This window comes from Brevibacillus laterosporus LMG 15441 (assembly GCF_000219535.2).
In the GTDB taxonomy this organism is placed as follows: Bacteria; Bacillota; Bacilli; order Brevibacillales; family Brevibacillaceae; genus Brevibacillus_B; species Brevibacillus_B halotolerans.
In genome coordinates, this window is sequence record NZ_CP007806.1 from 1,205,157 (window position 1) to 1,227,777 (window position 22,621).

Genomic DNA, 22,621 nt, shown 5'->3' on the forward strand with positions numbered 1-22,621 from the left:
AGCGATTTTGAATGGAGGAACTGCATTGTATGGCGAAGATGTAAAACAGCAGGTGCTGTTCATTTATGAGCAGTATTATTTGGATGTCTATCATTTTCTGCTCTATTATACTGGCAATCAAAACGACACAGAGGACTTGACACAGGAGGTTTTTGTCCGTGTGATCCGTGCCTTGGAACGCTATGAGAGCAGGGCAAATATCAAAACATGGCTATTTGCGATAGCAAAGCACATTGCTATTGACCATCATCGCAAGAAAAGATGGAAAAGTCTGTTTTCCATTGATGTGCTAAAAAAACATATGTCTTCAGATGGTTTGCCAGAAAAAGCAGTAGAAAGCTGGGAGGAGGAGCAGGAGTTGATCCGAGCGATCCAGAAGCTCCCACAGCATTACAGAATGGTTGTCATACTAAGAGGAATTCAGGGATACAGCGTCAGAGAAACCGCCTCCATCATGGATTATTCGGAATCACAGGTGAAAGTGACCTTGCATCGAGCATTAAAGAAGCTTGAAAAGGAATTAGCAGGACGGATAGGAGGGGAGCTGTACGATGGATTGGCAAAAAGATAAGGAATTGCTTGTTCGCTTAAGAAGATTACATACAAAAAACAAACCAAGTAAAGACTTTGTGGAAACGTTACGTGCCCGTCTAGAGTATCAGACGAATCTTGTGGTGCATAAAAGAAGCCGATTATTTCGGCCAATTCAATACGGACTGGGATTAGCAAGCATATTCGCACTTTTATTGTACCTATTTGCGCCTTCAATGCATAAAGAGGCTTTGCCACCTATGTCCAGCTATCCTACGAAACAGGAGTTTATTGCGAAGCCCCCTGTTGAGGTATCAGATAAGCAAAAGCAACAGCAGGAACAAAAACAACAGCCCGTATCTAAGCAACCGATTTCTCTAAAGGATTCCCCTATCCAGAAACAAACGACGAAAGGAAAAGAACAAAACGATGTGACAACTCCAAGATCAGCAACAAAAGAGAATAGACAAGAACCAAACAATCCTCCCCCGAAGGAAAAGGCATTAACCTATTTGCAAGAGCTCGGTGGCGAGGATATAAGAGGATATCAAATAAATCCCGCACTGTCTGCTCCAGCTCGCGGATACATTTTCATGAACCGGATGGTAAATGGAATCCCTTTTTTAGCGGACAGTTATAAAGTGGAATTAGATGAATCAGGGCAAATAAAACAATCTACCATTACCAAAAACACAGATACGAATCTGAAATTTCCGTTGCCACAGCAAGCTATATCTAAAGCGACTGCTACACAATTATTTATGAAAAATATGAGGCTAGTCTACCAAGGGGATGAAAAGCCGCGTCTTACCTATGAATTTAATTTTTCGGGCTATATAGATGCGGTTAGCGGGCAAGTAAGAGAAGCGAAGGAAGAGGAGCAAGGTCAACAATCTAGTAAGCCTATTCCGATCGTATCCCAGAGTAAAAAACTAATTGCTCATACCCCAGAGGAGGTTGTGAGAATCCTTCAACAGGAATTTGGCATCGCTGTATTTGGACCTAATGCGACAGATGATGCTGGATCTACGGAAAACTACAAACAATATTCCTGGCAAATGGAAGAGGGAAAAATACTTAAGGTTGAGACCCTTGATGGACAAATAATGGGATTTAGGATTAGTTCATCAGATGAGAAGGATGCGAATACTTCTACCAATGCGATTCACAAGGAATTAACTGGAACGGCGACGAGGATCATCGAAAGATATATGGATGCCAATACGAAAGAGCTTCAATTAATCGACGTTAAAAAAGCAGGATTGACTCAAACCTATCAATTTATAAGGTCGCATCAAGGTATACCCGTTATTAACCGAAGCTATTTGGTAACGCTTGATACCATAACAGAGAAGGTAATTGGACTTCATCTAGGCTATAGCGTACAAGGCCCTGCTACACTACCAGACAAATCGAAAGCCATGACGCCAGAAGCAGCAGCAGCTATTTACTTGAAAGAACGACCGCTATCTTTAGTCTATACCATGCTAGAGGATAAGAAGCAACAAAAAGTAACTCCTCACTTGGTTTATCAAATATATTATCATGACACACCTAGGCTATATGTGGATGCGGTGACTGGTGAAGTAATTAGATAGTAAGGTGATGTTACCTTCTATACCAGTTTTCTTGTAAGTTCGCTTTCTTTCTCCTATAATTAAATACGATAGTTTCTTTTACGAGATAATTGCATTCTTTATGTCAGATGGAGGAAAGCAGTCCTCCCGTTCAAGAGGCGACACCATCCCTAATCCGTCTGTTTGAAGGATTGGGGATTTTTGGTACATATGATCGATTAAAATAAGGGAAGAGAGGATATTTCCATGAACAAAATGAAACATCGTCTAACAGCATTGCTAACCGTATGCTTAGCTGTTTCGCTAACTGCGTGTTCCGGTGAAACAACACCAAAGGAAGGAGTACAGCCGTCCCCAAGTCAAAACCAAGCGACTGATTCTGCTGCGGATCATCAAGCGTCAGATGTTTCTCTAAAAACCATCTATCCGCTTAAGGTAAAAGATGTGACGGGAGAAGAGTTCATCTTCGAAAAAGCCCCGGAGCGTATTGTATCGGTATCGCCTGCCGAAACGGAAACCTTATTTGCTCTTGGACTTGAGCAACAAATTATGGGTGTTTCTGACTACGATGATTACCCAGCATCAACTAAGGATAAACCGAAAATGGGGAGCATTATGGCACCGAACGTTGAATCTATTTTGGCTGCCAAACCGGATATTGTCTTTACAGGAATTTCAATGAAAGAAGAAACAGTGAAGAAATTCCGAGAGCTTGGCGTTAAAATCTTTAAAGTAGAGCCGAAGACCTATGATGACGTGATCGCCAATATTGAGTTGTATGGTAAAATCACCGATCATCAGGCTGAAGCAAAGAAAGCTGTGGACGAGCTACAAAAGACTCTTGACGAGGTTTTAGCTGTTGTTAAACCTATCAATCAAAAAAAGAAAGTGTATCTTGAATTTTCTCCTGGTTGGACCGTTGGTAGCGGAGAATTTTTGAACCAAATGATTGAGCTTGCTGGCGGAATAAACGTAGCTGGTGACACGAAAGGCTGGGTACAAATTAACGAAGAGACCATTATAAAACAAAATCCTGATGTCATTCTTTACACACAGGGTGTGGTAGACTCAAAAACCAACCAATTCTTAGAGGATATTATTCGCTCCCGTAAAGGCTGGAGTGGGATCGAGGCGATTAAAAACAACACAGTCGTAGGACTTGACCAAAATATCATTAGTCGTCCGGGACCTCGCCTTGCTCAAGGTCTGAAAGAAATGGCGAAAGCAATCTATCCTGATAAATTTAAGTAAGTGGGGCTGACCTCTAGGATGAGTACAAATAGCGCTTACGGACAGATGAACGGGAAAAAAAGAATGGTAGCAGGAGCAGTGGGAATCATACTGCTCCTGCTGTCTGTTGTGGCTAGCTTGGCCATTGGTTCGGTTATGCTGCCGATGGATGAGATAACCCGCATTTTACTACACCAAATTCCTGGAATGCATTCCGTTATTCCCGTTACATGGGATGAATCCTCTACACAGATTATGCTAAACGTAAGATTGCCGAGGGTAATCCTGGCTTTGTTAGTCGGAGCTTCGCTTGGAATAGCGGGAGCGGCCTTTCAAGGTGTTTTACGCAATCCTCTAGCAGACCCTTTTACGTTGGGAGTATCCTCGGGTGCTTCAGTTGGGGCGGCGATACTTATCTATTTTGGCCTGCAATATGCTTGGTTAGGGCAATGGACAGTGCCATTGACTGCCTTTGTGACTGGAGTTTGCACATTAGTGATTGTGCTACAGATGGCAAGAGAAAACGGAAAGATTCCTATTGAAACCCTGATTTTATCCGGGGTAGTCATGCAAGCATTTCTAGGCTCGATCGTTTCATTTCTTGTGGCAATGTCCAAGCAAACCATCAATGAAATTTTATTTTGGGTGATGGGAAGTTTAGCTATGCGAGGCTGGTCATATACGGGAATCCTCTTGCCTTACCTAGCTATAGGACTTCTTGTTTTATTTGCATATGCTCGTCCCTTAAATATGCTTGCCTTAGGAGAAAGACAAGCGGGACACCTAGGCTTGCATGTAGAAAGGACGAAATGGATTGTACTATTGACAGCCACTCTTGTAACGGCAGCCGCTGTATCCGTATCAGGTGTGATCGGTTTTGTTGGATTGGTCGTTCCGCATCTGCTACGGATGATCATAGGAGCTGATTATCGTTTATTGATTCCCATGTCTGCTTTAGGTGGAGCTGTTTATGTGCTGTGGGCAGATACCATCTCCCGCACGTTGCTTGCTCCGACAGAAATACCGCTTGGAGTAGTAACAGCCTTTATTGGTGCACCGTTCTTTGCCATGCTACTGATCCGCAATAAACGGAAACGTAGGGGAGGATGATTGCTGATGACGAACAGAGGACAACAACAGGTAACAGCAGATAAACAACAGCAAAGCCGTGGCTTTTCCCGACACTTCAATAGCCAGCAGACCTTGCAAAAGGATCAGAATGCACCAGTCATTTCAGTCTGTGATGTCTCACATCGATATGGAAATCAAGCGGTTTTACATCAGGTGAGCATTGAAATTGGGGCGGGTGAGTGGCTAGGGATTATTGGACCGAACGGCAGTGGTAAATCTACCCTGCTATCTTTGATGTCACGAGCAGAGACACCATCTGCTGGACAAATTCTTGTATATGGAAAAGACATTAAATCATATGGGAGAAAAAAATTGTCCCAGCATATGGCTGTCCTCCAACAGGAAACAATTCCTCCGATTCATTATACGGTTCAAGAAGTCGTAGAAATGGGACGTTTCCCATATCAATCCTGGTGGGGAACAGAAGCAGAGGATAGCGGACCATTTATTGATAGTATCATGGAACGATTGCAATTAAAGAGGTTGGCAAACAAAAGGCTAGATCAATTAAGCGGCGGACAACGACAGAGAGCTGCGTTAGCTAAGCTCATGGCTCAGTCGCCTAGCATCGTTTTGTTAGATGAACCTACTACTTATTTAGATATTCATTATCAAGTGCAATTCATGGATGTAGTGCAGGAATGGCAGCGGGAGTGCGGGGTAACGGTCGTGTCTGTTTTACACGATCTGAATTTAGCTGCTCTTTACTGTGATCGGATTATTGTACTACATGATGGAAGGATTTCGGCTGAGGGAACACCGTCGGAAATGATGACCACAGAACGACTTTCTGACGTTTTCCAAGTAAACACAGCGATTATCAAGCATCCTCAAACAGAGCGACCACAAGTGCTAGTTTGCCCGAAACAGCAAGTAGAAAAGCTGATAATTGAATAGGCACATCGTAAGAAAACCCCAAGCAGAAGTTGACGATCTGCTTGGGGTTTTTGTCTTATTTCTTTTGATATACGCAAACAACCATCTTCACAAAATACTCACGGAACAAAGATGTTTTTGCTAAATTCGCTACCACATTGCGCAAAGGGATTTCTTTTTGATATACAGCAGGGTAGTGAACGCCTTTTTGAATGTTGCGGAAACGTCTGATTGTCATGTGATTGATATACGAGAAGTACTCGGAACCATCTGGACGTTTGCTGATACGAAAGCCTAAACGATCTTTCCCGTCTGGCAAATCCTGCACGAGCTTACGATACGCATCAATCAGGGTTTGTTCAGAAAAGAAGGAGTGAACCCAAGGGAATCCGATTGCATCTGACAAGTGAGCGCCGTATGGATGATAATACGGTGGGAAGTTAATGTAGAGATGACCGCCCTTTTTTAACACACGGAAGCATTCCTCCAGCGTTTTCTCTGGGTTATCTACATGCTCCATCGCATCATTCATAATAATTGTATCGAACGTCTCGTCTTCAAATAACATTTTGGATGCATCACCGGTCATGAAGGAAGCGATGTGATCCAAGCCTTTTTCCCTAGCAAAGGCATTACCTTCTTCTGCATAATGAGGGACAATGTCAATTCCGATAATCTTTTCTGGGCCAAATGTAGCGTAGTAGCAGGTTTTACCACCACCGCCACAGCCGATATCTAGCACGGTCTTATTTTTGAACATTTCTTCCTGAGAATGGAATGGCAGGAAGAATTGAATGGTCTGATCACCCTTGCGAAATTGCCATTCGGTATAACTCATTTTACCGTCATTCGCTAGATTGAACGGGTGGACCGGCAAAGGAAACATTTTGTTTAATGCGATAAGTAATGACGAAGAGAATGACAAGGTATTTTGCCTCCTTACAAACAAACGACAGTTATTTCTTGCTGGCTAACGCTTGTAATACGAGCTCACTACTTTTCATAGCTTCCGCTTTGAGCAAGTCAGCCCTTTCACGGATGATGGCTTGCTCCCGATCTAGATGTAGCATACGATCGTCAAGTAGTGTAAGCAACTGCTCTGATGTTAAATCCTTGATATGGCCCGCACAGGTCATGCCTGCACGTTCCACAAAACGATCAATTTTAGGATCATAGGAAATCCCGATAAACGGAATGTGAAGCATACAAGCAAGGATCAAAGAGTGAAGCCTCATCCCCACCACGTAATCTGCTTGCTTCAGGATGCACATAATGTCATGAAAAGAGACATGGTCCTTGAGCATTGCCGCACCCTTATGCTGCATCACCTTCAGAATATCCTCAGAAGGGGCGATATCGCTTGGAAAATGCATGGGTAGAAACAAGACGTTCCAACCACGTTCCTGATAATAATCCGCAGCATCGGCAATCACCTGTTTGAAACGCTCTTCCGTTTTCCAATCACGAACAGAAAAGATCACAAGCGGTCGGGATGAATCTTCGAACATGGGTGATACCAGCTCAGCCCCGCGTTCATCCGAAATGTCCTCAGGATGAATAGTGAGGGCAGGGTCCGCTGTAACATATAACGGTGCCTTGGTTACCCCACAAGCTTTAAAATCTTCACCTGATTCATGATCGCGTACAGTAATGACATCTACATGATTCACGACTGTTTTAATCATGGAACGGCTAAAGGATTTTAGGATAGGACCGAAGCCTTGCGCATAAAATACGACGGGCTTGCCTAATAATTTGGCAATTGTAACGATCCCGAGATAATAGAGTACACTGCGGGGGCTGGTAACGTCCTGCATGAGTGTACCGCCACCCATTACCAACAGGTCGCTTTGCTTTAATTCTCGCACAATCGTGGAGAGCTTCCAACGATTATGGGCGGATATCCCAAATAGCGATGTTGTCCGCTCAGGCGTATTTGACAACACGGATAGGGAAATATTCGGTTGTTCTCGTCTGAGCGAGGTAATGATTCCGTATAACACAACATCGTCCCCGGCATTATTAAAGCCGTAATATCCGGAGATGAGAATTCGCGACATGAGAGAACCTTCTTTCTATTCAAACGTACTGGTAACGTAACTGATAAGTAGTATACAATCATAAGTGCCGTTTTTCTAAATTGGGCACATCCTCAAGTATAATCGAGAGGCGATAGGTAAGTAAAGCGAAGGAGATAGAACTACATAATATAGTAGATTCCTGCGGCAACTAACAATCCACTAAGTACGATAAAGCTGATCATTACATACAGGATGCCTTTGTTTTTTCGTCTTCGATAGAAAAACTCATCAAACATCGTGTAGACCCCTCTCTTAAACACGCTCTAATACCGTTCATATTACCATGTCTACACTAGGATACGCTAGATTTTTGGAAGAAAGGAACTTGTTGCATGACAAAATATTGGATGAAATATACGCTTTCCCTACCGGGAGAATTAGAGGAGATATTTTCCTATACCATTATGGAAACCGAATACACATTAGGATGGATTGAACCTCAAGTAGAGGTCATTACGACTAATAATGGATACGATTATGCAGAACTGACTGAGAAACCGATGACCGCCTATTTGTTTGAGCCATTATCCACTACGGAGCAGGAACAGACAGCTCGACTACAGAGATATCTTGATCAATGGGAAGGCAGAATTAAAGTCACAGCCACTGAACAAGTAGAGGAGGAGAATGAATCGTGGAAAGATGAGTTTACCTCCGTACAAGTGGGGGATTGGGTAATAGCTCCCTCTTGGGAAGATGCGCAGGTGCTAGAGCAAGCAGAGCATGTGCTCTACATTGATCCCGGTGCTGCCTTTGGAACGGGGTATCATGGAACAACACAGGATATTTTACGGTTTTTACAGGAGAGCGAATTAGCTGGCAAAACCATTTTGGATGTAGGAGCTGGTTCAGGAATTCTCTCTATTTTCAGCTTGTTAAATGGCGCCGCATATCCTGTCTATGCCGCAGATATCAACCCGGAGACTGATTATCAGCTAAAGCAAAATCTGGCTCTTAATCAATTATCTGATCAATCTGTGAAGGTGCTGATAGGGGATGCATCCGTCGACGATCATCTGTTATCCTTGGAAAAATATTTTGATTTTATCTTCATTAATATTGGCGGAGAAGAAGTGATACAAATGCTGCCGCTAGTAAAACGTACCTGTAAGCCTACTGGCCGCTTACTCCTATCAGGAATAGTAGAATGGATTTTGCCACAGGTAGTAGAAGCCTATGAACAAGCAGGATTTTATGTGATGGAACAAAAACAGAGCGAAGAATGGGTGACACTCTTATTGGAATTGTGCGACAATAAAGGAAAATAGTTGCATCCCAAAGGAGGAGAAGCATGGCAGAGCCTATCGTAATTGTCGCAGCAAAACGGACGCCCATTGGAACATTTGGCGGTATGTTTCAGGATGTGTCAGCACGTAAATTAGCTGAACTAACGATTCGTGACATCATGGATACAACAGGGATCGACCCCGAAGACATTGATGAGGTTATTCTAGGTAATTGTATTCAACGTACAGATGAGCCGAATATTGCAAGAACAGCTCTTTTAGACGCTGGTCTGCCCCAGCAAGTGACAGGATTGACTGTTCAGCGACAATGTTCCTCCGGTATGCAGGCAATTGTTTCAGGTCTGCAACAGATAGCTTTAGGAGATAGCGAGGTTGTAATCGCGGGCGGTGTGGAGAGCATGAGTCGCGCTCCTTATGTCTTGAAGCAGGCCCGTTTTGGCAAGAGGCTCATGCATGGTGAAATGACAGACGCTTTATGGGAGCTGCTTACAGACCCGCATCACGATATTTTAATGGGTGAAACAGCAGAACGTTTGGCGGATCGCTATAAGATCAGCCGGGAGGAGCAGGATGAGATCGCTTATTTAAGTCATCAGAAAGCGGCGCATGCCACGAAAGAGGGGCTTTTTAAGGACGAAATCATCCCGATTGTTTTGAGTAAAAAAAATAAAACGAACACGCTCACCGCAGATGAGCATATTCGCCCAGACATTACGCTCGATGCCTTAGCTACATTAAAGCCAACCTTTCGTGAGGAGGGAACGGTTACAGCGGGGAATGCTTCAGGCTTAAATGATGGTGCCTCTGCCGTGCTATTAATGAAAGAGAGTAAAGCTAAAAATCTTGGACTTACTGTACTAGGGCGCATTGTATCTTACGCATGGGCCGGAGTCGAGCCTGACTTAATGGGGTATGGACCAGTGCCAGCCACACAAAAAGCCTTGAAGAAAGCAGGGCTTCGTTTGCAAGACATACAACTGATTGAGGTTAATGAAGCATTTGCTTCTCAGTATTTGGCGGTAGAAAAGCTATTGGAATTGGATCGAACCATTACGAACGTAAATGGCAGTGGGATATCGCTTGGTCATCCAGTCGGCTCAACAGGCTGCCGCTTAATCGTCACCCTCCTGCATGAAATGAAACGCCGCCAGCTGCATAGAGGGTTAGCTACTTTATGTGTAGGTGGCGGACTGGGTATGAGTATGATTGTTGAACGATAAAATGAAACGAAGGCTGGCAGGGGATAATCCTGAGAACAGATTCGACTTGGTAGCTATTGCATAAATCGTACATTTTTTGACCATAGTATAAAGGACCCTGTATAGGGTTCTTTTTTGTATACACTGTGATGAGGTAAGGGGAAGATCAGATGCAAGTCAAGCAAAAGGAAACCGTCAAAAAAGTGATCGTCATTGTCCTTTGCGTCTTATTTTTAGCGTTGTTAGCCTATCTAGGTACTGCTTTTCAACAATACAAGCAGATGACGCAAGATTGGTATGAGCCGCTTCCTCAGGTGAGCGGCTCTTCATTTCCACACAACACCTCCATTTTGCAGACGCCAGGGGTTCCCTTGGATCAGTCCCCCAATCTTACAGCAGAAGAGCTTTATCACAAAGAACAAACCCTTCAGCCCTTTAGTATGATGCTAATCGGTACGGATAGTCGAAAAGGGGAGCGGGCACGCTCCGATACCCTACTGATAGCTACCATTAATCCGATAACGCAACAAGCACAATTGATCTCAATTCCTCGTGATACCTATATAAAAATTCCCGGTAAAGGCTTTGATAAAGTAAATCACGCTACTGCCTTTGGCGGACCGGCTCTGTTAAAAAAAACCTTGGAAGACTACTTATCCATTAAGATTGACCGTTATGCCACGATTGATTTTGATGGCTTCCGAAAGCTTATTGATGAATTGGGCGGTGTAGAAGTAACTGTCAAAAAACGTATGAAATATACTGATCCTAGTGATGGAACCAATATTGATCTATATCCGGGCAAGCAGGTTTTGAACGGGAAGCAAGCGCTAGATTATGCACGCTATCGTAAAAGTGATGTAGGCCACGAAGACAGCGACTACGAACGAATTGCTCGTCAGCAGGAAATTATCCGAGCCTTAGCTAATAAAGGAGGCTCCATGGATGCATTTTTAAAGGCTTTTAAATTAATGGAGATCTTAGGCAAACATATTAAGACAGACCTCACACAAAATGAAATTTCCTCGTTACTTGTCACCTACTATGATCCTAAAAAAAATCACATCACGACAGAAACGATTAGAGGACGTGATGAACGCATCTGGAATCATTCAACACTTGGCTGGTACTATTTAGTTTCTTCCGGTGAGAGAGAACGAATCCAGGAAAAAATAAAAAAAGTATTGAGTGCGAAAGCAGAAGATAACCAGAGATGATGCTCTCTTATTTTTATACAGCTAAAAATGTGAAAACGAGAGATGTGGGGTAGGAAAGGCATAACTATGAGTTGGAGCAGTCCATTCTGTTTCGTTTTGCCTTTCCTGGCTGGAAAGATTAGTAAAAAAATCTGGAAAAGTCTATCTATTTAGAATAAAATAGTCAAATAAGGAGAGATTGTGAATGTGAAGATGGGAAAGATGAGGTATCAAAGGTTGGAGGGAAAGCGATGTTAATTGCCAAGCCTTGGTTATCTTGTTACCCAGCAGAAGTCCCCGCTACAGTGGAATACCCCCGTGTTCCATTGACGTACTTTTTAGAAAAATCAGCACAAGATTATCCACAAAATTATGCTCTTTCTTTTATGGGAAAGCGCATAACCTATCAAGAATTGCTCACCCAATCCTATCGTTTTGCTCATGTATTACGATCGCGAGGCGTACAAAAAGGAGATCGCATTGCTATAATGCTGCCAAATATTCCACAAACCATAATCGCTTTTTATGGAGCGATGTTTGCTGGAGCGGTGGTTGTTATGACCAATCCTTTGTATACAGAACGTGAATTAACGCACCAGCTAAACGATTCTGGTGCAGTTGCCATTGTCACCCTCGATCTCTTATACAATCGAGTGCAAAATGTGAGGTCAAATACCAAATTACTTCATGTATTTCTAACCAGCATACGAGATTTTTTACCTCCAATGAAGAAAGCGCTTTATCCGATTGCCCAGAAATTTGATAAAAAAGCAGTGCCAGTCCCAGCGATTCTCTATCAGGACGGGGTAGAGAGTTTTGTGCGTGCTCTAAAACAGGCGCCAACGGATCCGATCCATATTGAAGCAAATTGGGAGGAAGAATTAGCCCTATTGCAATATACAGGTGGAACAACAGGTCTTGCCAAGGGAGTGATGCTTACCCATCGAAATCTTGTGGCAAACGCTGTTCAATGCAAGGCAGTTCTTTACAAAATGAAGCAAGGACAAGAGAAAATTCTGGGAGTTCTCCCCTTATTTCATGTTTATGGGCTGACTACCGTGATGAATTGCGGCCTTCAGATGGGCGCAGAAATCATACTTGTTCCCCGTTTCGACGTTAAGCAAATTCTACAATTAATACAGAAGGAGCGGCCTACAATCTTTCCAGGGGCTCCTACCATGTATATTGGTCTGATTAATCATCCAGACATTAAACAATACGATTTGTCCTCTATTGAGGCCTGTGTTAGCGGTTCGGCTCCCTTGCCTTTAGAGGTACAGGAGCGATTTGAAGAAATTACAGGCGGAAAGTTGGTAGAGGGCTACGGTTTAACCGAGACCTCTCCTGTTACCCATTCAAATAACCTGTGGGAAAGACGCGTTAATAGCAGTATTGGACTTCCATGGCCAGACACGGAAGCTTGTATTATCGACCCAGCAACAGACGAAGCAATGCCTCCAAATCAAATTGGTGAATTGGCTGTTCGTGGTCCGCAGGTCATGAAGGGATACTGGAATCGTCCTGAAGACACGGCTATGGTTCTTAAGGATGGCTGGCTGTTGACGGGAGATATAGCATATATGGATGAAGAAGGGTTTTTCTACATCGTTGATCGAAAAAAAGATATGATTATTGCTGGGGGATTTAATATCTATCCGCGTGAGGTGGAGGAAGTTTTGTTTGAACATTCTGCCATTCAAGAGGCTGCGGTAGTCGGTATACCAGATCCATATCGGGGAGAGACAGTGAAAGCCTTCGTTGTCCTAAAGGATTCCTATCAGGTAACGGAGGAGGAATTGAATGCTTTCTGTCGTCAGCGATTAGCTAGTTATAAAGTACCGCGTTCCTATGAGTTTAGGGAAGAATTGCCTAAAACTATGGTAGGTAAGGTACTTCGTCGTCATTTGCAAGAAGAAGAAAAGAAGCGTATTGAAATAGAAAGTACAAGTAAATTGGGGTAAATCAAGAAAATGTGTCTAAAATGCGACAAAATTAGACATATGAAACGATTTCAGCACATTTCTATCTAGGAAGAATTGCCTATCTTTTCAAATAGAGTTACAATGATAGCAACGGTTTACCCTGACATGGGGTAAGCCGTTTTTTATTTATCCAATGCTTGACAGAGCCGGTTTGGTATTATAAACTTTTCTTGAATGAATATTCATTCATTTCTAACAAAAAATAAGGACATCTAAGAAAGTAAAATGGAGGGTAACATGGCCAAAAAAACGGGGGAAAAGTATCAAGCCATTATAAATGCAGCCGTCACGGTGATTGCCAAGCACGGTTATCATAACGCGCAGGTATCTCGGATCGCGAAAGAAGCCAAGGTAGCGGACGGCACCATTTATCTCTATTTTAAAAACAAGGATGATGTTCTTATCTCGTTGTTTAACGAGAAGATGGGACAGTTTGTAGAGAATTGCCGCGAGTTGAGTTCTCAGGCTCAAGATGTTTCTGAGAAGGTGCGTATCCTCATTCGGAGTCATCTCAGCCAATTGGCGCAGGATCATAACTTAGCGATTGTGACACAAATTGAGCTGCGTCAGATTAATCCGGAAGTAAGTCAGGGTATTGGAGAAGTATTAAAATCATACTTTAATCTGATTGATGCAGTCGTTCAGGAAGGAATGGACTGCGGTATCTTCCGTTCAGATATTGATGTACGGATGGCACGCACAATGATTTTTGGTACGTTGGATCAGACGGTAACTTCTTGGATTATGAAAGAATGTAAGTACGATCTCGTCTCTCTTGTGGATCCCATTCATAATCTCTTCCTAAAGGGACTCTGCAAAAACTAGACCCCATTCAACCTAGGAAATCTCCATACAGCGTTTTGCAAAAGGTCTTCATTATTTCACATCAATAAAACTTGTAAAAACACTTTTGTATAGGGATTTCCTCTGATACAATGTTGCCTAGGTTCTATTTTGTACAAAGCTGATCGGGCGCTCATTCGCTCGTTCGGTGTAAAAGGGGGACAAAGCATGTCGTATCCAAATCTTACGCTTGTAACAGAAGGAACTATCGCTATAGTAACGATTAACCATCCGCCAGCGAATGCGTTAAATCAAGCTACACTCACCAGCTTGGCTCAGGCTTTGGATGATTTGGAGCAAAATGATCAGATAAGAGCCATTGTTATTACTGGCGAAGGGCGCTTTTTTATCGCAGGTGCTGACATTAAAGAATTTACTGCACTGGCTGAACAGAGTCCACAGCAGGTGGCGGAGCGAGGACAACAATTGTTTCTGCGAATGGAGACGTTTTCTAAGCCGATTATTGCTGCAATAAATGGAGCTTGCCTAGGTGGAGGATTGGAGCTTGCCATGGCTTGCCACATCCGTTATGTAGCAAAGGAAGCAAAATTAGGCTTGCCTGAGCTTAATTTGGGACTAATCCCTGGATACGGTGGTACTCAGCGTTTGCCGCGTCTAATTGGACGAGGAAAAGCTACACAACTCATACTGACTTCCGATATGATTGATGGAGAAGAAGCTCTTGCGATTGGTTTGGCAGAAGCTGTTTATCCAGTGGAACAGTTATTGGAAGAAAGTAAAAAGCTGGCTCGTAAAATTTCAGAAAAGGGTGCGATTTCTGTCAAATACGCACTGGATGCCATTCACAGCGGTGTTGAGCTGGGGTTATCTGCTGGAATGAAACGTGAAGCTGAATTGTTTGGGCAGGTATTTACTACTGAAGATATGAAAGAAGGCGTAACTGCTTTTCTTGAAAAACGTAAACCGCAATTTTCCAATCGATAGGAGGTTTCAACCATGAAAATCTTAGTTGCGATGAAGCAGACCTTTGACACCGAAGAAAAGATCATTATTCAGGACGGACTCATTAGTGATGATGGCGTGGAAACGATTGTTAATCCTTATGATGAATATGCCATTGAAGAGGCAATCAAGCTACGAGATGATCTTGGCGGCGAGGTTATTGTAATGACCGTAGGCAAAGATGGTGCCGAAAAAGAGTTGCGCACCGCTCTAGCTATGGGAGCCGATCGAGCAGTGTTAGTAGATGATGAATCATTATTTGGTGATGAATATACAACGGCAAAGGTACTAGCGGCCGTTGCCAAAAAAGAAGGATTCGATCTTATCCTAGGTGGACAAATGGCTGTGGATTCCGGCGCAGGTCAAGGTGGTCCTCGTTTAGCTGAAGAGCTATCTATCAACCATGTTTCAACAGCGGTGAAAATTGACATTGAGGGTACGACGGTTCGCGTAGAACGCGATGTAGAAGGGGACACGGAGGTAGTCGAAACCTCCCTACCGGTCCTAATCACGGCGCAGCAAGGCTTAAATGAACCGCGTTATCCATCATTACCAGGCATTATGAAGGCGAAAAAGAAACCATTGGATCGTCTGTCCGCAGATGATTTGGGGCTTACAGCAGAAGAGGTAGCAAGTAAAACCGAGATCGTGTATCAATATGTACCGGAAAAGAAAGAGGCAGGTCGTATCTTGTCAGGTGATATTCCAAGCCAAGTGGCTGAAGTAGTGCAACTACTGCGTAACGAAGCAAAAGTGATCTAAGGGAGGACTTCCAAATGAAAAAAGTACTCGTACTAACTGAAGCACGTGATCATCAATTGCGTAACGTTTCCTTGGAGGCATTGGCTGCCGCCCAGATCATTGCAGAGGGTGGCGAAGTAGTAGCTGCCGCATTTGGTAGCGATGCAGATACATATGCCAATGCGCTGGGGGAATACGGAGCGACTAGCCTTTATGCAGTAAAAAATGCAACATTGGACCAATATGCTCCAGATGCTTATGCACAGGCTGTGGTAAAGATCATTCAAGAGGTGAATCCAGACGCTATCGTAGCAGGGCATACAGCGATTGGACGTGATATCGCACCACGAGTTGCTGCTCGATTAGGATTAGGTCTGATTTCAGATGTGACTAATGTGGAAGCAGGTCCAGTTTTTACACGTCCTATTTATGCAGGGAAAGCTTTTCAAAAGCGCATCTTCTCCGATGACAAAATATTCGCAACGATCCGTCCAAACAACATTGCGCTGGGTGAAGCAAAGCCAGGTCAATCTGCTACAGTGATCGCGGTAGACGTAGAACTAAAGGATCTACGCAGTGTTATTAAAGAAGTCGTTCGCAAAACATCTGGCAAAGTAGATTTATCTGAAGCAAAGGTTATTATCGCTGGTGGTCGTGGCGTGAAGAGCAAGGAAGGCTTCCAGCCGCTAGAAGAACTAGCTGAGGTTCTAGGAGCAGCAGTTGGTGCTTCCCGTGGAGCTTGCGATGCAGATTATTGCGACTATGCACTGCAAATTGGTCAAACGGGTAAAGTGGTAACACCTGATTTATATATCGCTTGCGGAATTTCTGGAGCTATTCAACACTTGGCAGGAATGTCAAACTCCAAAGTGATTGTGGCTATCAATAAAGACCCAGAAGCCCCTATTTTCCAAGTAGCTGACTATGGAATCGTGGGTGACTTGTTTGAAGTAGTACCGTTGCTAACCGAGGAATTTAAAAAGGTAGTAGTGGGATAAAACATAATAAATATGATTGCTTAGACTACGGTTGCTTAAGAAAGGACCGTAGTTTTTTGCTTTTGTGGAGAAATTACTTTAGAGTAAGAAAAGATGAAAAAATCATATTAATGAAGAAATACAGAGCAACGATCCGCTACGAAATAAACAAGAGAGTCAGGAGGGAAGAAATTGCAGCAACTGATACAAATGTCAAAACGTATTTTATATCTTACCCCCTATCAGGAAACTGATCGTCCCATATTAGCAGCAATAGTGGGAGATAGAAAAACACTTTTGATTGATGCCGGCAATTCTTCCAGCCATGCGAAGCTATTTCTAGAACAGTTGGGTGAATTACACATCAAAGGTGATTGGTTAGTCCTCACACACTGGCATTGGGATCATGTATTTGGTTTGAAAGAAATGGATATGCCGATCATTTCACATAGTCAAACGCTACAACTCAAGAGGCCCCTTTAACGAAAGCCGAGTTTGAAGAAGAGCTTCTGCTGCTAAAAAATACAGCTTTTCTCGCTGAAAAGTTCCAGGGTGATCAGGAAAAAATTAAGAGAGAGATGTCGGCACACCTCCAAAGAGAGTTAACTGAGGATGAGGAAGAAACGATTTGCTTTTTTATTAATGGATTTGAGTAACTGTAACGAATGGATTCAACCATTTTGTAGCAGGATAAGATAGAAATAGGAATTATTTTTTCAAAGTATAATGAAAGTATTTTGAGTCATGGTCAATTTTGGCTATAGATGATATACTTTCAGAAGACTTTAAGTTATTTTTTAAGAGTAAAGGAGGATTTTATCCTATGGCTATTACAAATGCAACTGATCAATCTTTTGCACAAGATATCGAACAAGGTACAGTATTGGTAGACTTTTGGGCTCCATGGTGTGGACCTTGCAAAATGATCGCTCCTGTGCTTGAGGATATGGATAAAGAAGTAGGCGAAAAGCTTAAAATCGTGAAAGTAAATGTTGACGACAATCCAGAATCTGCTGGTAAATTTGGCGTTATGTCCATCCCAACTTTGATTCTTTTCAAAGACGGTCAACCTGTGGACAAAATGGTTGGATTTAAACCAAAAGATGCTTTGATGGAAACAATCAACAAACATCTGTAAGATTGTTGCAAAAGAACAAGTGCGTCTGAGTCGAAATGTACAGCATGCGTTCTAAAAGCCCGGCTCCTGAAAAGGAGTGCGGGTTTTTTTGTTTCCCATCCCAATCTTTATAAGTAGGAAAAAGAGAACAAGTGTGCTAGGATAAAGGATAGGCGAAAAAACCATTTGGATTCGGAAGAAATAGATGGAGTACATACTACTAGGAAGGGAGAACGCGACGTGAGTCAGATCAAAGATAAGCTTGCGATATTGCCGGATAAGCCAGGCTGTTATCTAATGAAAAATGCGAATGGCGACATTATCTATGTGGGAAAAGCTAAGGTATTAAAAAATCGCGTTCGTTCCTATTTTACTGGCAGTCATGATGGTAAAACTCAGCTATTAGTAAATGAAATTGCTGATTTTGAATATATTGTCGTCTCTAGCCCGATTGAGGCGCTTATTTTAGAATGTAATCTGATCAAAAAATATGATCCTAGATACAATATTTTATTAAAAGATGATAAGACATACCCCTATATTAAAATTACCAATGAAGTGCATCCGCGTTTGGAGATCACGCGTCGTACTTTAAAGGATAAGGCGAAGTATTTTGGACCGTATCCCAATGCGACCGCTGCCCAAGAAGTGAAGAAGCTACTGGATCGTTTATACCCGCTGCGTAAATGTAAAAATATGCCGAAGCAGGTATGCTTGTATTACCACATGCATCAATGTATGGCACCCTGTGTGTTCGAGGTGGATAAGGCGGAGAATCTACGCATTGTTGATGAGATTGCTAGATTCCTAGATGGCGGCCATAAGGCGACGAAGGAAATCCTAACAGAGAAAATGATGTTGGCTGCCGAAAATTTGGAGTTTGAACGAGCAAAGGAATTTCGTGACCAAATTCATAATATTGAAGCAGTCATGGAGAAGCAAAAGATTACATTGACTGATACAGTTGACCGCGATATTTTTGGTTATCATACCGATAAGGGCTGGATGTGCGTTCAGGTCTTCTATATGCGTTCAGGTAAACTAATCGAGCGTGATACAAGCTCGTTTCCTTTTTACGGAGACGCTATAGAGGATTTCATGTCGTTTGTAGCACAGTATTATTTTGAAAAACAGCAAGCTCTACCAAAAGAGATTTTACTTCCTGAGGAAAGTGAGCCGGAGCTGATCTCGGAATGGCTAGGAGTAAAAGTGCTGACTCCAAAACGCGGGAAAAAGCATGAACTAATTGATATGGCTAACGAAAATGCTCGCATTGCCCTAGCTGAGAAATTTGCCCTATTAGCAAAGGATGATGCCCGTACTGTGCAGGCTGTCCATAATTTAGGCAACATTATGGGAATAGGAACCCCTCATCGTATTGAGGCCTTTGACAACTCTAACATACAGGGAACGGAACCTGTCTCGGCCATGGTTGTCTTTACCGATGGGAAACCAGACAAGAAGGAGTACCGAAAATATAAAATAAAAACAGTAGAAGGCCCTGATGATTACGGTTCCATGCGAGAGGTTATTTTACGTAGATATTCTCGCCTGTTAAAAGAAAATCAGCCATTGCCAAATCTAATTGTAATTGATGGAGGCAAAGGTCAAATTAGTGCGGCGATGGATGTGTTAGAAAATGAATTAGGACTGTTTATCCCCGTCTGTGGACTCGCTAAGGACGAGAAGCATAAAACAGCGATGCTACTCTATGGTGACCCGCCTATGCCTGTAGAGCTTAAACGGGACAGCCATGAGTTTTATTTGTTGCAACGCGTTCAGGATGAAGTACACCGCTTTGCTATCACGTTTCATCGTCAGGCCCGTTCGAAAACAATGCTTTCTTCCCAATTAGATGAGATACCAGGCATAGGAGAGAAGCGGCGGAAGAAGCTGTTTCAGCATTTCGGCTCGTTGAAAAAGATGCGGGAAGCAACAGTGGAAGATTTCCGCCAGCTTGGTATTGGTGATAAATTAGCAAGAGATATTATTGCGCACTTAAGAGGATTGAAGGATGAGAAATAAGCTTATTTCTTCCTAATTTTGTGTAATTGCTTTTTTACAAGTAGCTCTATGAATCTCCAGGGTAATATTTTTTTACTAAAGAGTAAGCTTTTTACACTTTTTCCAACCGGACAACGAAAAGACGGATTAGGAGCTTTTACAATACGTAATACGGTGTGGACTACTTCTTCTGGATCGCCAGAGTGCATGGCGTTGTGCTTGGCTTGCTGTTGCAAATACTCTAAAAAGGGATGATAGGGAGACTCAGGTGAGAAAGCTGCTGCTTCTATGCTTTTTTCCCATATATCAGTTCGATATGGCCCAGGCTCTATTAGGACTACCTTGATGCCAAATGGGAGCATTTCTAAGCGTAGAGATTCACTGAAGCCTTCTAGTGCATGTTTGGAGGCGGTGTAGGGACCGAGCATAGGGAAGCCAAATTGTCCGCAAATGCTGCTCATATTGATAATGAGACCGCTCCTTTGCTCACGCATGGGTTTTAAAACCGCTTGAGTAGTGGCTACCGCTCCAAAAAAATTGGTTTCAAACTGACTGCGCCAGTCCTCTAGAGGGATTTCTTCAGTAAAACCGCCAGTCGCATAGCCAGCATTGTTAATCAATATGTCTATCTTGCCAAATAGTTGTAGCGTTTGGTCGATGGCCTGCGTAATACTATCTTGTTTCGTAACATCTAAGGGGATCATGTGTAAACGATCCTTAATGCCACGGGCTGAAGCCTCTTGAAGAAGAGGCTCTTTTTTTGTTACATCACGCATTGTGGCGATCACTTGATAGCCAGCTTCTGCAAGAGCGATACTAATTTGTTTTCCAAAGCCGCTTGAACACCCAGTGATAAGAACAACAGACGAGGTGGATTTTGAGTTCAACTGTACGGAGGAAGGTGCGTTATTGTCCGTGGTTGCCTCGGTTTGGTTCTGTAAGGTTTTATTATCTTTCATTAGAAAGCCTCCTTTCATGTCCTATATAAAAAGATACGAAAACTATGCTCATTGTATCACGCTAGTATCTTCTTATATCCTAAAAAGAATTGTAACGGATAAAGTAACGTGATATAATTCTGAATAATCTCATAAGCAACAACCTCACTTCCCTATACAGGAGTGAGGTAGAGGCGCAAAAACCAAGAGTACCCTCCGGAGATATGGGAATCTATGATGGAGCTGGGAAAGGGGAATTTGCCGAAGTGTGCACGCGATACCCAAGCGGTGCATGCTGGGCTTACGTTGAATAAGCGTAAGACTGTCATTTGTATGTCCTACCCGTCATGCAAATGGAGAGCTATCTCACCGGGCTGCTAAAGCTATTATTACTTGCTTTGGCATTTCCGTGAATCAGGGGAAGGAGGGACCGTGTATGTCCAGTTAGGGCAACGACTAGGTATTTCCTTTGTCGTTGCCTTTTTTGTACTTCAATTAGTAAAAAGCTTTCATTATAAATAAATCAAGGAAGGCATATGATCCAGACTAGCAGAATATACCAGAGGAGAGATTTGAAATGGAAATTGTGGTGCAAAAATACGGAGGAACATCCGTAGGCTCTGCGGAGCGTATTCAAGAGGTAGCACAGAGAATTATCCGTTATAAGGATGCCGGGTATGCCATGGTGGTTGTGGTATCTGCTATGGGAAAAACAACAGATGTGCTGGTCGATTTAGCAAAGGAATTACATGAGAGCCCACCTGCTCGTGAAATGGATATGCTGCTTGCTACAGGCGAACAGGTTTCCATTGCGTTACTTAGTATGGCCCTACAAAGCAGAGGGTACGAAGCTGTGTCCATGACAGGCTGGCAAGCTGGCATTTTAACGGAAGAGAAGCATGGAAAGGCACGCATTAGTACGATCAACAGTCAACGGATTGAGCAAGAAATACAGCAGGGGAAAATTGTCATCGTAGCAGGGTTTCAAGGAGCTAGCGAAAACGGAGAAATTACAACATTGGGACGGGGCGGGTCTGATACTACAGCGGTAACAATTGCGGCTAGTCTACAGGCTACCTGCTGTGAAATCTATACAGATGTATCAGGGGTATTTACAGCCGATCCGCGCATTGTTTCTCGTGCACAAAAGGTAAGCTCCATTTCATATGATGAGATGCTAGAATTAGCAACTCTAGGAGCTGGTGTCTTGCATCCACGTTCTGTGGAAAGTGCAAAAAAACATCGAGTTCGACTTGTGGTTCGTTCCAGTTTTACAGAAGAAGAGGGAACATTGGTTGAGGAGGAGACAAACATGGAGTTAGGCAAAGTAATCAGCGGAATAGCTCATGACAAAGATGTATCTTCTATAACGGTTATCGGAATGCCTGTAAAAGTAGGCATGTTATCCTTATTATTTAAAGCATTGGCGGACGCTTCAATTAATGTAGATATCATTATTCAAAGCACCTATCATGACAAAGCAAATAATGTTTCCTTTACGATCTCCGCTGACGATTTACATAGAACGCTGGAGACCTTGGTGGCTCATCAGGAAGAGTTAGGCTTTGAGCATGTGGAATATGAATCTGGCCTTGCAAAAGTTTCAATTGTAGGAGCTGGTATGATAACCAATCCGGGAGTGGCAGCCGATATGTTTAGTCATTTATCCAGCCAGGATATTCTCATTCGGATGGTATCTACCTCTGATATTAAGGTATCTTGTGTGATCCCGGCAGAAAAAGTGGCGCAAGCTGTAGCTACACTGCATACGGCGTTTGGATTGGATGTTTCTGTGGATGCTGTCGTGCACGCTTAATTTGTTTTAGATAAAACAGACTGTAGAGTGCTTCAAATGGACAGGGATAGGATTGGATTAATCAAGGAGCCTGGTGGAGAGATGTCCACCGGGCTTTATGTGTTTTTTCTGAATTCTATTGACAAATAGTACACTTTTTCAAATAATGGAGGGAAAAACTTTTGGAGAGGGA

General features: G+C 43.0%; 20 protein-coding genes and 1 riboswitch. Of the genes, 17 read left to right on the forward strand and 3 right to left on the reverse strand.

Features of this window, described 5'->3' with window-relative positions:
- The first annotated feature begins 25 nt into the window (after window positions 1–25).
- The 5 genes from BRLA_RS05630 to BRLA_RS05650 all read left to right on the forward strand — a co-directional run bounded on the left by BRLA_RS05630 (window position 26) and on the right by BRLA_RS05650 (window position 5,366).
- Window positions 26–571, forward strand: coding sequence for an RNA polymerase sigma factor (locus tag BRLA_RS05630; RefSeq protein WP_003334971.1), 546 nt, complete (start codon window positions 26–28; stop codon window positions 569–571).
- Window positions 552–2,129: a PepSY domain-containing protein gene (locus BRLA_RS05635; protein ID WP_003334970.1), complete on the forward strand. Its 1,578-nt coding sequence runs from the start codon at window positions 552–554 to the stop codon at window positions 2,127–2,129. Before BRLA_RS05630 ends, BRLA_RS05635 begins: the two co-directional genes overlap by 20 nt.
- A 225-nt stretch (window positions 2,130–2,354) precedes the next feature.
- A complete protein-coding gene (locus tag BRLA_RS05640; RefSeq protein ID WP_003334968.1) occupies window positions 2,355–3,359 on the forward strand; it encodes an ABC transporter substrate-binding protein in 1,005 nt (334 codons plus the stop codon).
- 18 nt (window positions 3,360–3,377) lie between these two features.
- Window positions 3,378–4,448, forward strand: coding sequence for a FecCD family ABC transporter permease (locus BRLA_RS05645; protein ID WP_003334967.1), 1,071 nt, complete (start codon window positions 3,378–3,380; stop codon window positions 4,446–4,448).
- A gap of 6 nt (window positions 4,449–4,454) precedes the next feature.
- Window positions 4,455–5,366: an ABC transporter ATP-binding protein gene (locus tag BRLA_RS05650; protein ID WP_003334966.1), complete on the forward strand. Its 912-nt coding sequence runs from the start codon at window positions 4,455–4,457 to the stop codon at window positions 5,364–5,366.
- Window positions 5,367–5,421: 55 nt separating this feature from the next.
- Here BRLA_RS05650 and BRLA_RS05655 read toward each other — a convergent pair whose 3' ends face one another.
- The gene (locus BRLA_RS05655) at window positions 5,422–6,270 is read right to left on the reverse strand and encodes a class I SAM-dependent methyltransferase (RefSeq protein ID WP_003334965.1); all 849 of its coding nucleotides are present in this window, start codon (window positions 6,268–6,270) and stop codon (window positions 5,422–5,424) included.
- A 31-nt stretch (window positions 6,271–6,301) separates the two neighbouring features.
- Entirely contained in the window at window positions 6,302–7,405 is a 1,104-nt protein-coding gene (gene csaB / locus BRLA_RS05660) for a polysaccharide pyruvyl transferase CsaB (protein WP_003334963.1), read from the reverse strand.
- Between the two features lie 353 nt (window positions 7,406–7,758).
- Between csaB and BRLA_RS05670 the strand changes: the two genes are divergently transcribed.
- The 11 genes from BRLA_RS05670 (at window position 7,759) to uvrC (ending at window position 19,716) form a co-directional block, all read left to right on the forward strand.
- The gene (locus tag BRLA_RS05670) at window positions 7,759–8,694 is read left to right on the forward strand and encodes a 50S ribosomal protein L11 methyltransferase (RefSeq protein ID WP_003334961.1); all 936 of its coding nucleotides are present in this window, start codon (window positions 7,759–7,761) and stop codon (window positions 8,692–8,694) included.
- Between the two features lie 23 nt (window positions 8,695–8,717).
- Window positions 8,718–9,893 carry a thiolase family protein gene (locus tag BRLA_RS05675; protein WP_003334960.1) on the forward strand — a complete coding sequence of 392 codons (1,176 nt, stop codon included), beginning with the start codon at window positions 8,718–8,720 and terminating at the stop codon, window positions 9,891–9,893.
- A 149-nt stretch (window positions 9,894–10,042) separates the two neighbouring features.
- Window positions 10,043–11,089, forward strand: a complete 1,047-nt coding sequence (locus tag BRLA_RS05680) for an LCP family protein (RefSeq protein WP_003334959.1) — start codon at window positions 10,043–10,045, stop codon at window positions 11,087–11,089.
- 230 nt (window positions 11,090–11,319) lie between these two features.
- Window positions 11,320–13,029, forward strand: coding sequence for a long-chain-fatty-acid--CoA ligase (locus BRLA_RS05685; protein ID WP_003334958.1), 1,710 nt, complete (start codon window positions 11,320–11,322; stop codon window positions 13,027–13,029).
- A 258-nt stretch (window positions 13,030–13,287) separates the two neighbouring features.
- Entirely contained in the window at window positions 13,288–13,875 is a 588-nt protein-coding gene (locus BRLA_RS05690) for a fatty acid metabolism transcriptional regulator FadR (RefSeq protein WP_003334957.1), read from the forward strand.
- Window positions 13,876–14,061: 186 nt separating this feature from the next.
- Window positions 14,062–14,838: an enoyl-CoA hydratase gene (locus tag BRLA_RS05695; RefSeq protein ID WP_003334956.1), complete on the forward strand. Its 777-nt coding sequence runs from the start codon at window positions 14,062–14,064 to the stop codon at window positions 14,836–14,838.
- A gap of 12 nt (window positions 14,839–14,850) precedes the next feature.
- Window positions 14,851–15,618, forward strand: a complete 768-nt coding sequence (locus BRLA_RS05700; protein ID WP_003334955.1) for an electron transfer flavoprotein subunit beta/FixA family protein — start codon at window positions 14,851–14,853, stop codon at window positions 15,616–15,618.
- A 14-nt stretch (window positions 15,619–15,632) separates the two neighbouring features.
- Window positions 15,633–16,595, forward strand: coding sequence for an electron transfer flavoprotein subunit alpha/FixB family protein (locus BRLA_RS05705; RefSeq protein ID WP_003334954.1), 963 nt, complete (start codon window positions 15,633–15,635; stop codon window positions 16,593–16,595).
- A 171-nt stretch (window positions 16,596–16,766) separates the two neighbouring features.
- Entirely contained in the window at window positions 16,767–17,057 is a 291-nt protein-coding gene (locus BRLA_RS25215; protein WP_236867760.1) for an MBL fold metallo-hydrolase, read from the forward strand.
- A gap of 340 nt (window positions 17,058–17,397) precedes the next feature.
- A complete protein-coding gene (trxA, locus tag BRLA_RS05715; protein ID WP_003334951.1) occupies window positions 17,398–17,712 on the forward strand; it encodes a thioredoxin in 315 nt (104 codons plus the stop codon).
- Window positions 17,713–17,988: 276 nt separating this feature from the next.
- Complete coding sequence (uvrC, locus tag BRLA_RS05720; RefSeq protein ID WP_051876144.1) at window positions 17,989–19,716, forward strand: excinuclease ABC subunit UvrC; 1,728 nt, start codon at window positions 17,989–17,991, stop codon at window positions 19,714–19,716.
- A gap of 2 nt (window positions 19,717–19,718) precedes the next feature.
- Here the strand turns inward: uvrC and BRLA_RS05725 are convergent, their stop codons facing one another.
- Window positions 19,719–20,654, reverse strand: coding sequence for an SDR family oxidoreductase (locus BRLA_RS05725; RefSeq protein ID WP_003334948.1), 936 nt, complete (start codon window positions 20,652–20,654; stop codon window positions 19,719–19,721).
- 160 nt (window positions 20,655–20,814) lie between these two features.
- Window positions 20,815–21,005, forward strand: a riboswitch (Lysine riboswitch).
- A gap of 205 nt (window positions 21,006–21,210) precedes the next feature.
- Here BRLA_RS05725 and BRLA_RS05730 point away from each other — a divergent pair.
- Window positions 21,211–22,449 (forward strand): aspartate kinase, encoded by a 1,239-nt coding sequence (locus BRLA_RS05730; RefSeq protein WP_003334946.1) that lies wholly within the window; start codon window positions 21,211–21,213, stop codon window positions 22,447–22,449.
- Window positions 22,450–22,621: the final 172 nt, after the last annotated feature.

Excerpts from the sequence above, each read along its gene's own strand:
- BRLA_RS05635 (WP_003334970.1), top strand. The coding sequence starts at position 552 with ATGGATTGGCAAAAAGATAAGGAATTGCTTGTTCGCTTAAGAAGATTA.
- BRLA_RS05640 (WP_003334968.1), top strand. The coding sequence starts at position 2,355 with ATGAACAAAATGAAACATCGTCTAACAGCATTGCTAACCGTATGCTTA.
- BRLA_RS05645 (WP_003334967.1), top strand. The coding sequence starts at position 3,378 with ATGAGTACAAATAGCGCTTACGGACAGATGAACGGGAAAAAAAGAATG.
- BRLA_RS05650 (WP_003334966.1), top strand. The coding sequence starts at position 4,455 with ATGACGAACAGAGGACAACAACAGGTAACAGCAGATAAACAACAGCAA.
- csaB (WP_003334963.1), bottom strand. The coding sequence starts at position 7,405 with ATGTCGCGAATTCTCATCTCCGGATATTACGGCTTTAATAATGCCGGG.
- BRLA_RS05670 (WP_003334961.1), top strand. The coding sequence starts at position 7,759 with ATGACAAAATATTGGATGAAATATACGCTTTCCCTACCGGGAGAATTA.
- BRLA_RS05675 (WP_003334960.1), top strand. The coding sequence starts at position 8,718 with ATGGCAGAGCCTATCGTAATTGTCGCAGCAAAACGGACGCCCATTGGA.
- BRLA_RS05680 (WP_003334959.1), top strand. The coding sequence starts at position 10,043 with ATGCAAGTCAAGCAAAAGGAAACCGTCAAAAAAGTGATCGTCATTGTC.
- BRLA_RS05685 (WP_003334958.1), top strand. The coding sequence starts at position 11,320 with ATGTTAATTGCCAAGCCTTGGTTATCTTGTTACCCAGCAGAAGTCCCC.
- BRLA_RS05690 (WP_003334957.1), top strand. The coding sequence starts at position 13,288 with ATGGCCAAAAAAACGGGGGAAAAGTATCAAGCCATTATAAATGCAGCC.
- BRLA_RS05695 (WP_003334956.1), top strand. The coding sequence starts at position 14,062 with ATGTCGTATCCAAATCTTACGCTTGTAACAGAAGGAACTATCGCTATA.
- BRLA_RS05700 (WP_003334955.1), top strand. The coding sequence starts at position 14,851 with ATGAAAATCTTAGTTGCGATGAAGCAGACCTTTGACACCGAAGAAAAG.
- BRLA_RS05705 (WP_003334954.1), top strand. The coding sequence starts at position 15,633 with ATGAAAAAAGTACTCGTACTAACTGAAGCACGTGATCATCAATTGCGT.
- trxA (WP_003334951.1), top strand. The coding sequence starts at position 17,398 with ATGGCTATTACAAATGCAACTGATCAATCTTTTGCACAAGATATCGAA.
- uvrC (WP_051876144.1), top strand. The coding sequence starts at position 17,989 with ATGAAAAATGCGAATGGCGACATTATCTATGTGGGAAAAGCTAAGGTA.
- BRLA_RS05725 (WP_003334948.1), bottom strand. The coding sequence starts at position 20,654 with ATGAAAGATAATAAAACCTTACAGAACCAAACCGAGGCAACCACGGAC.
- BRLA_RS05730 (WP_003334946.1), top strand. The coding sequence starts at position 21,211 with ATGGAAATTGTGGTGCAAAAATACGGAGGAACATCCGTAGGCTCTGCG.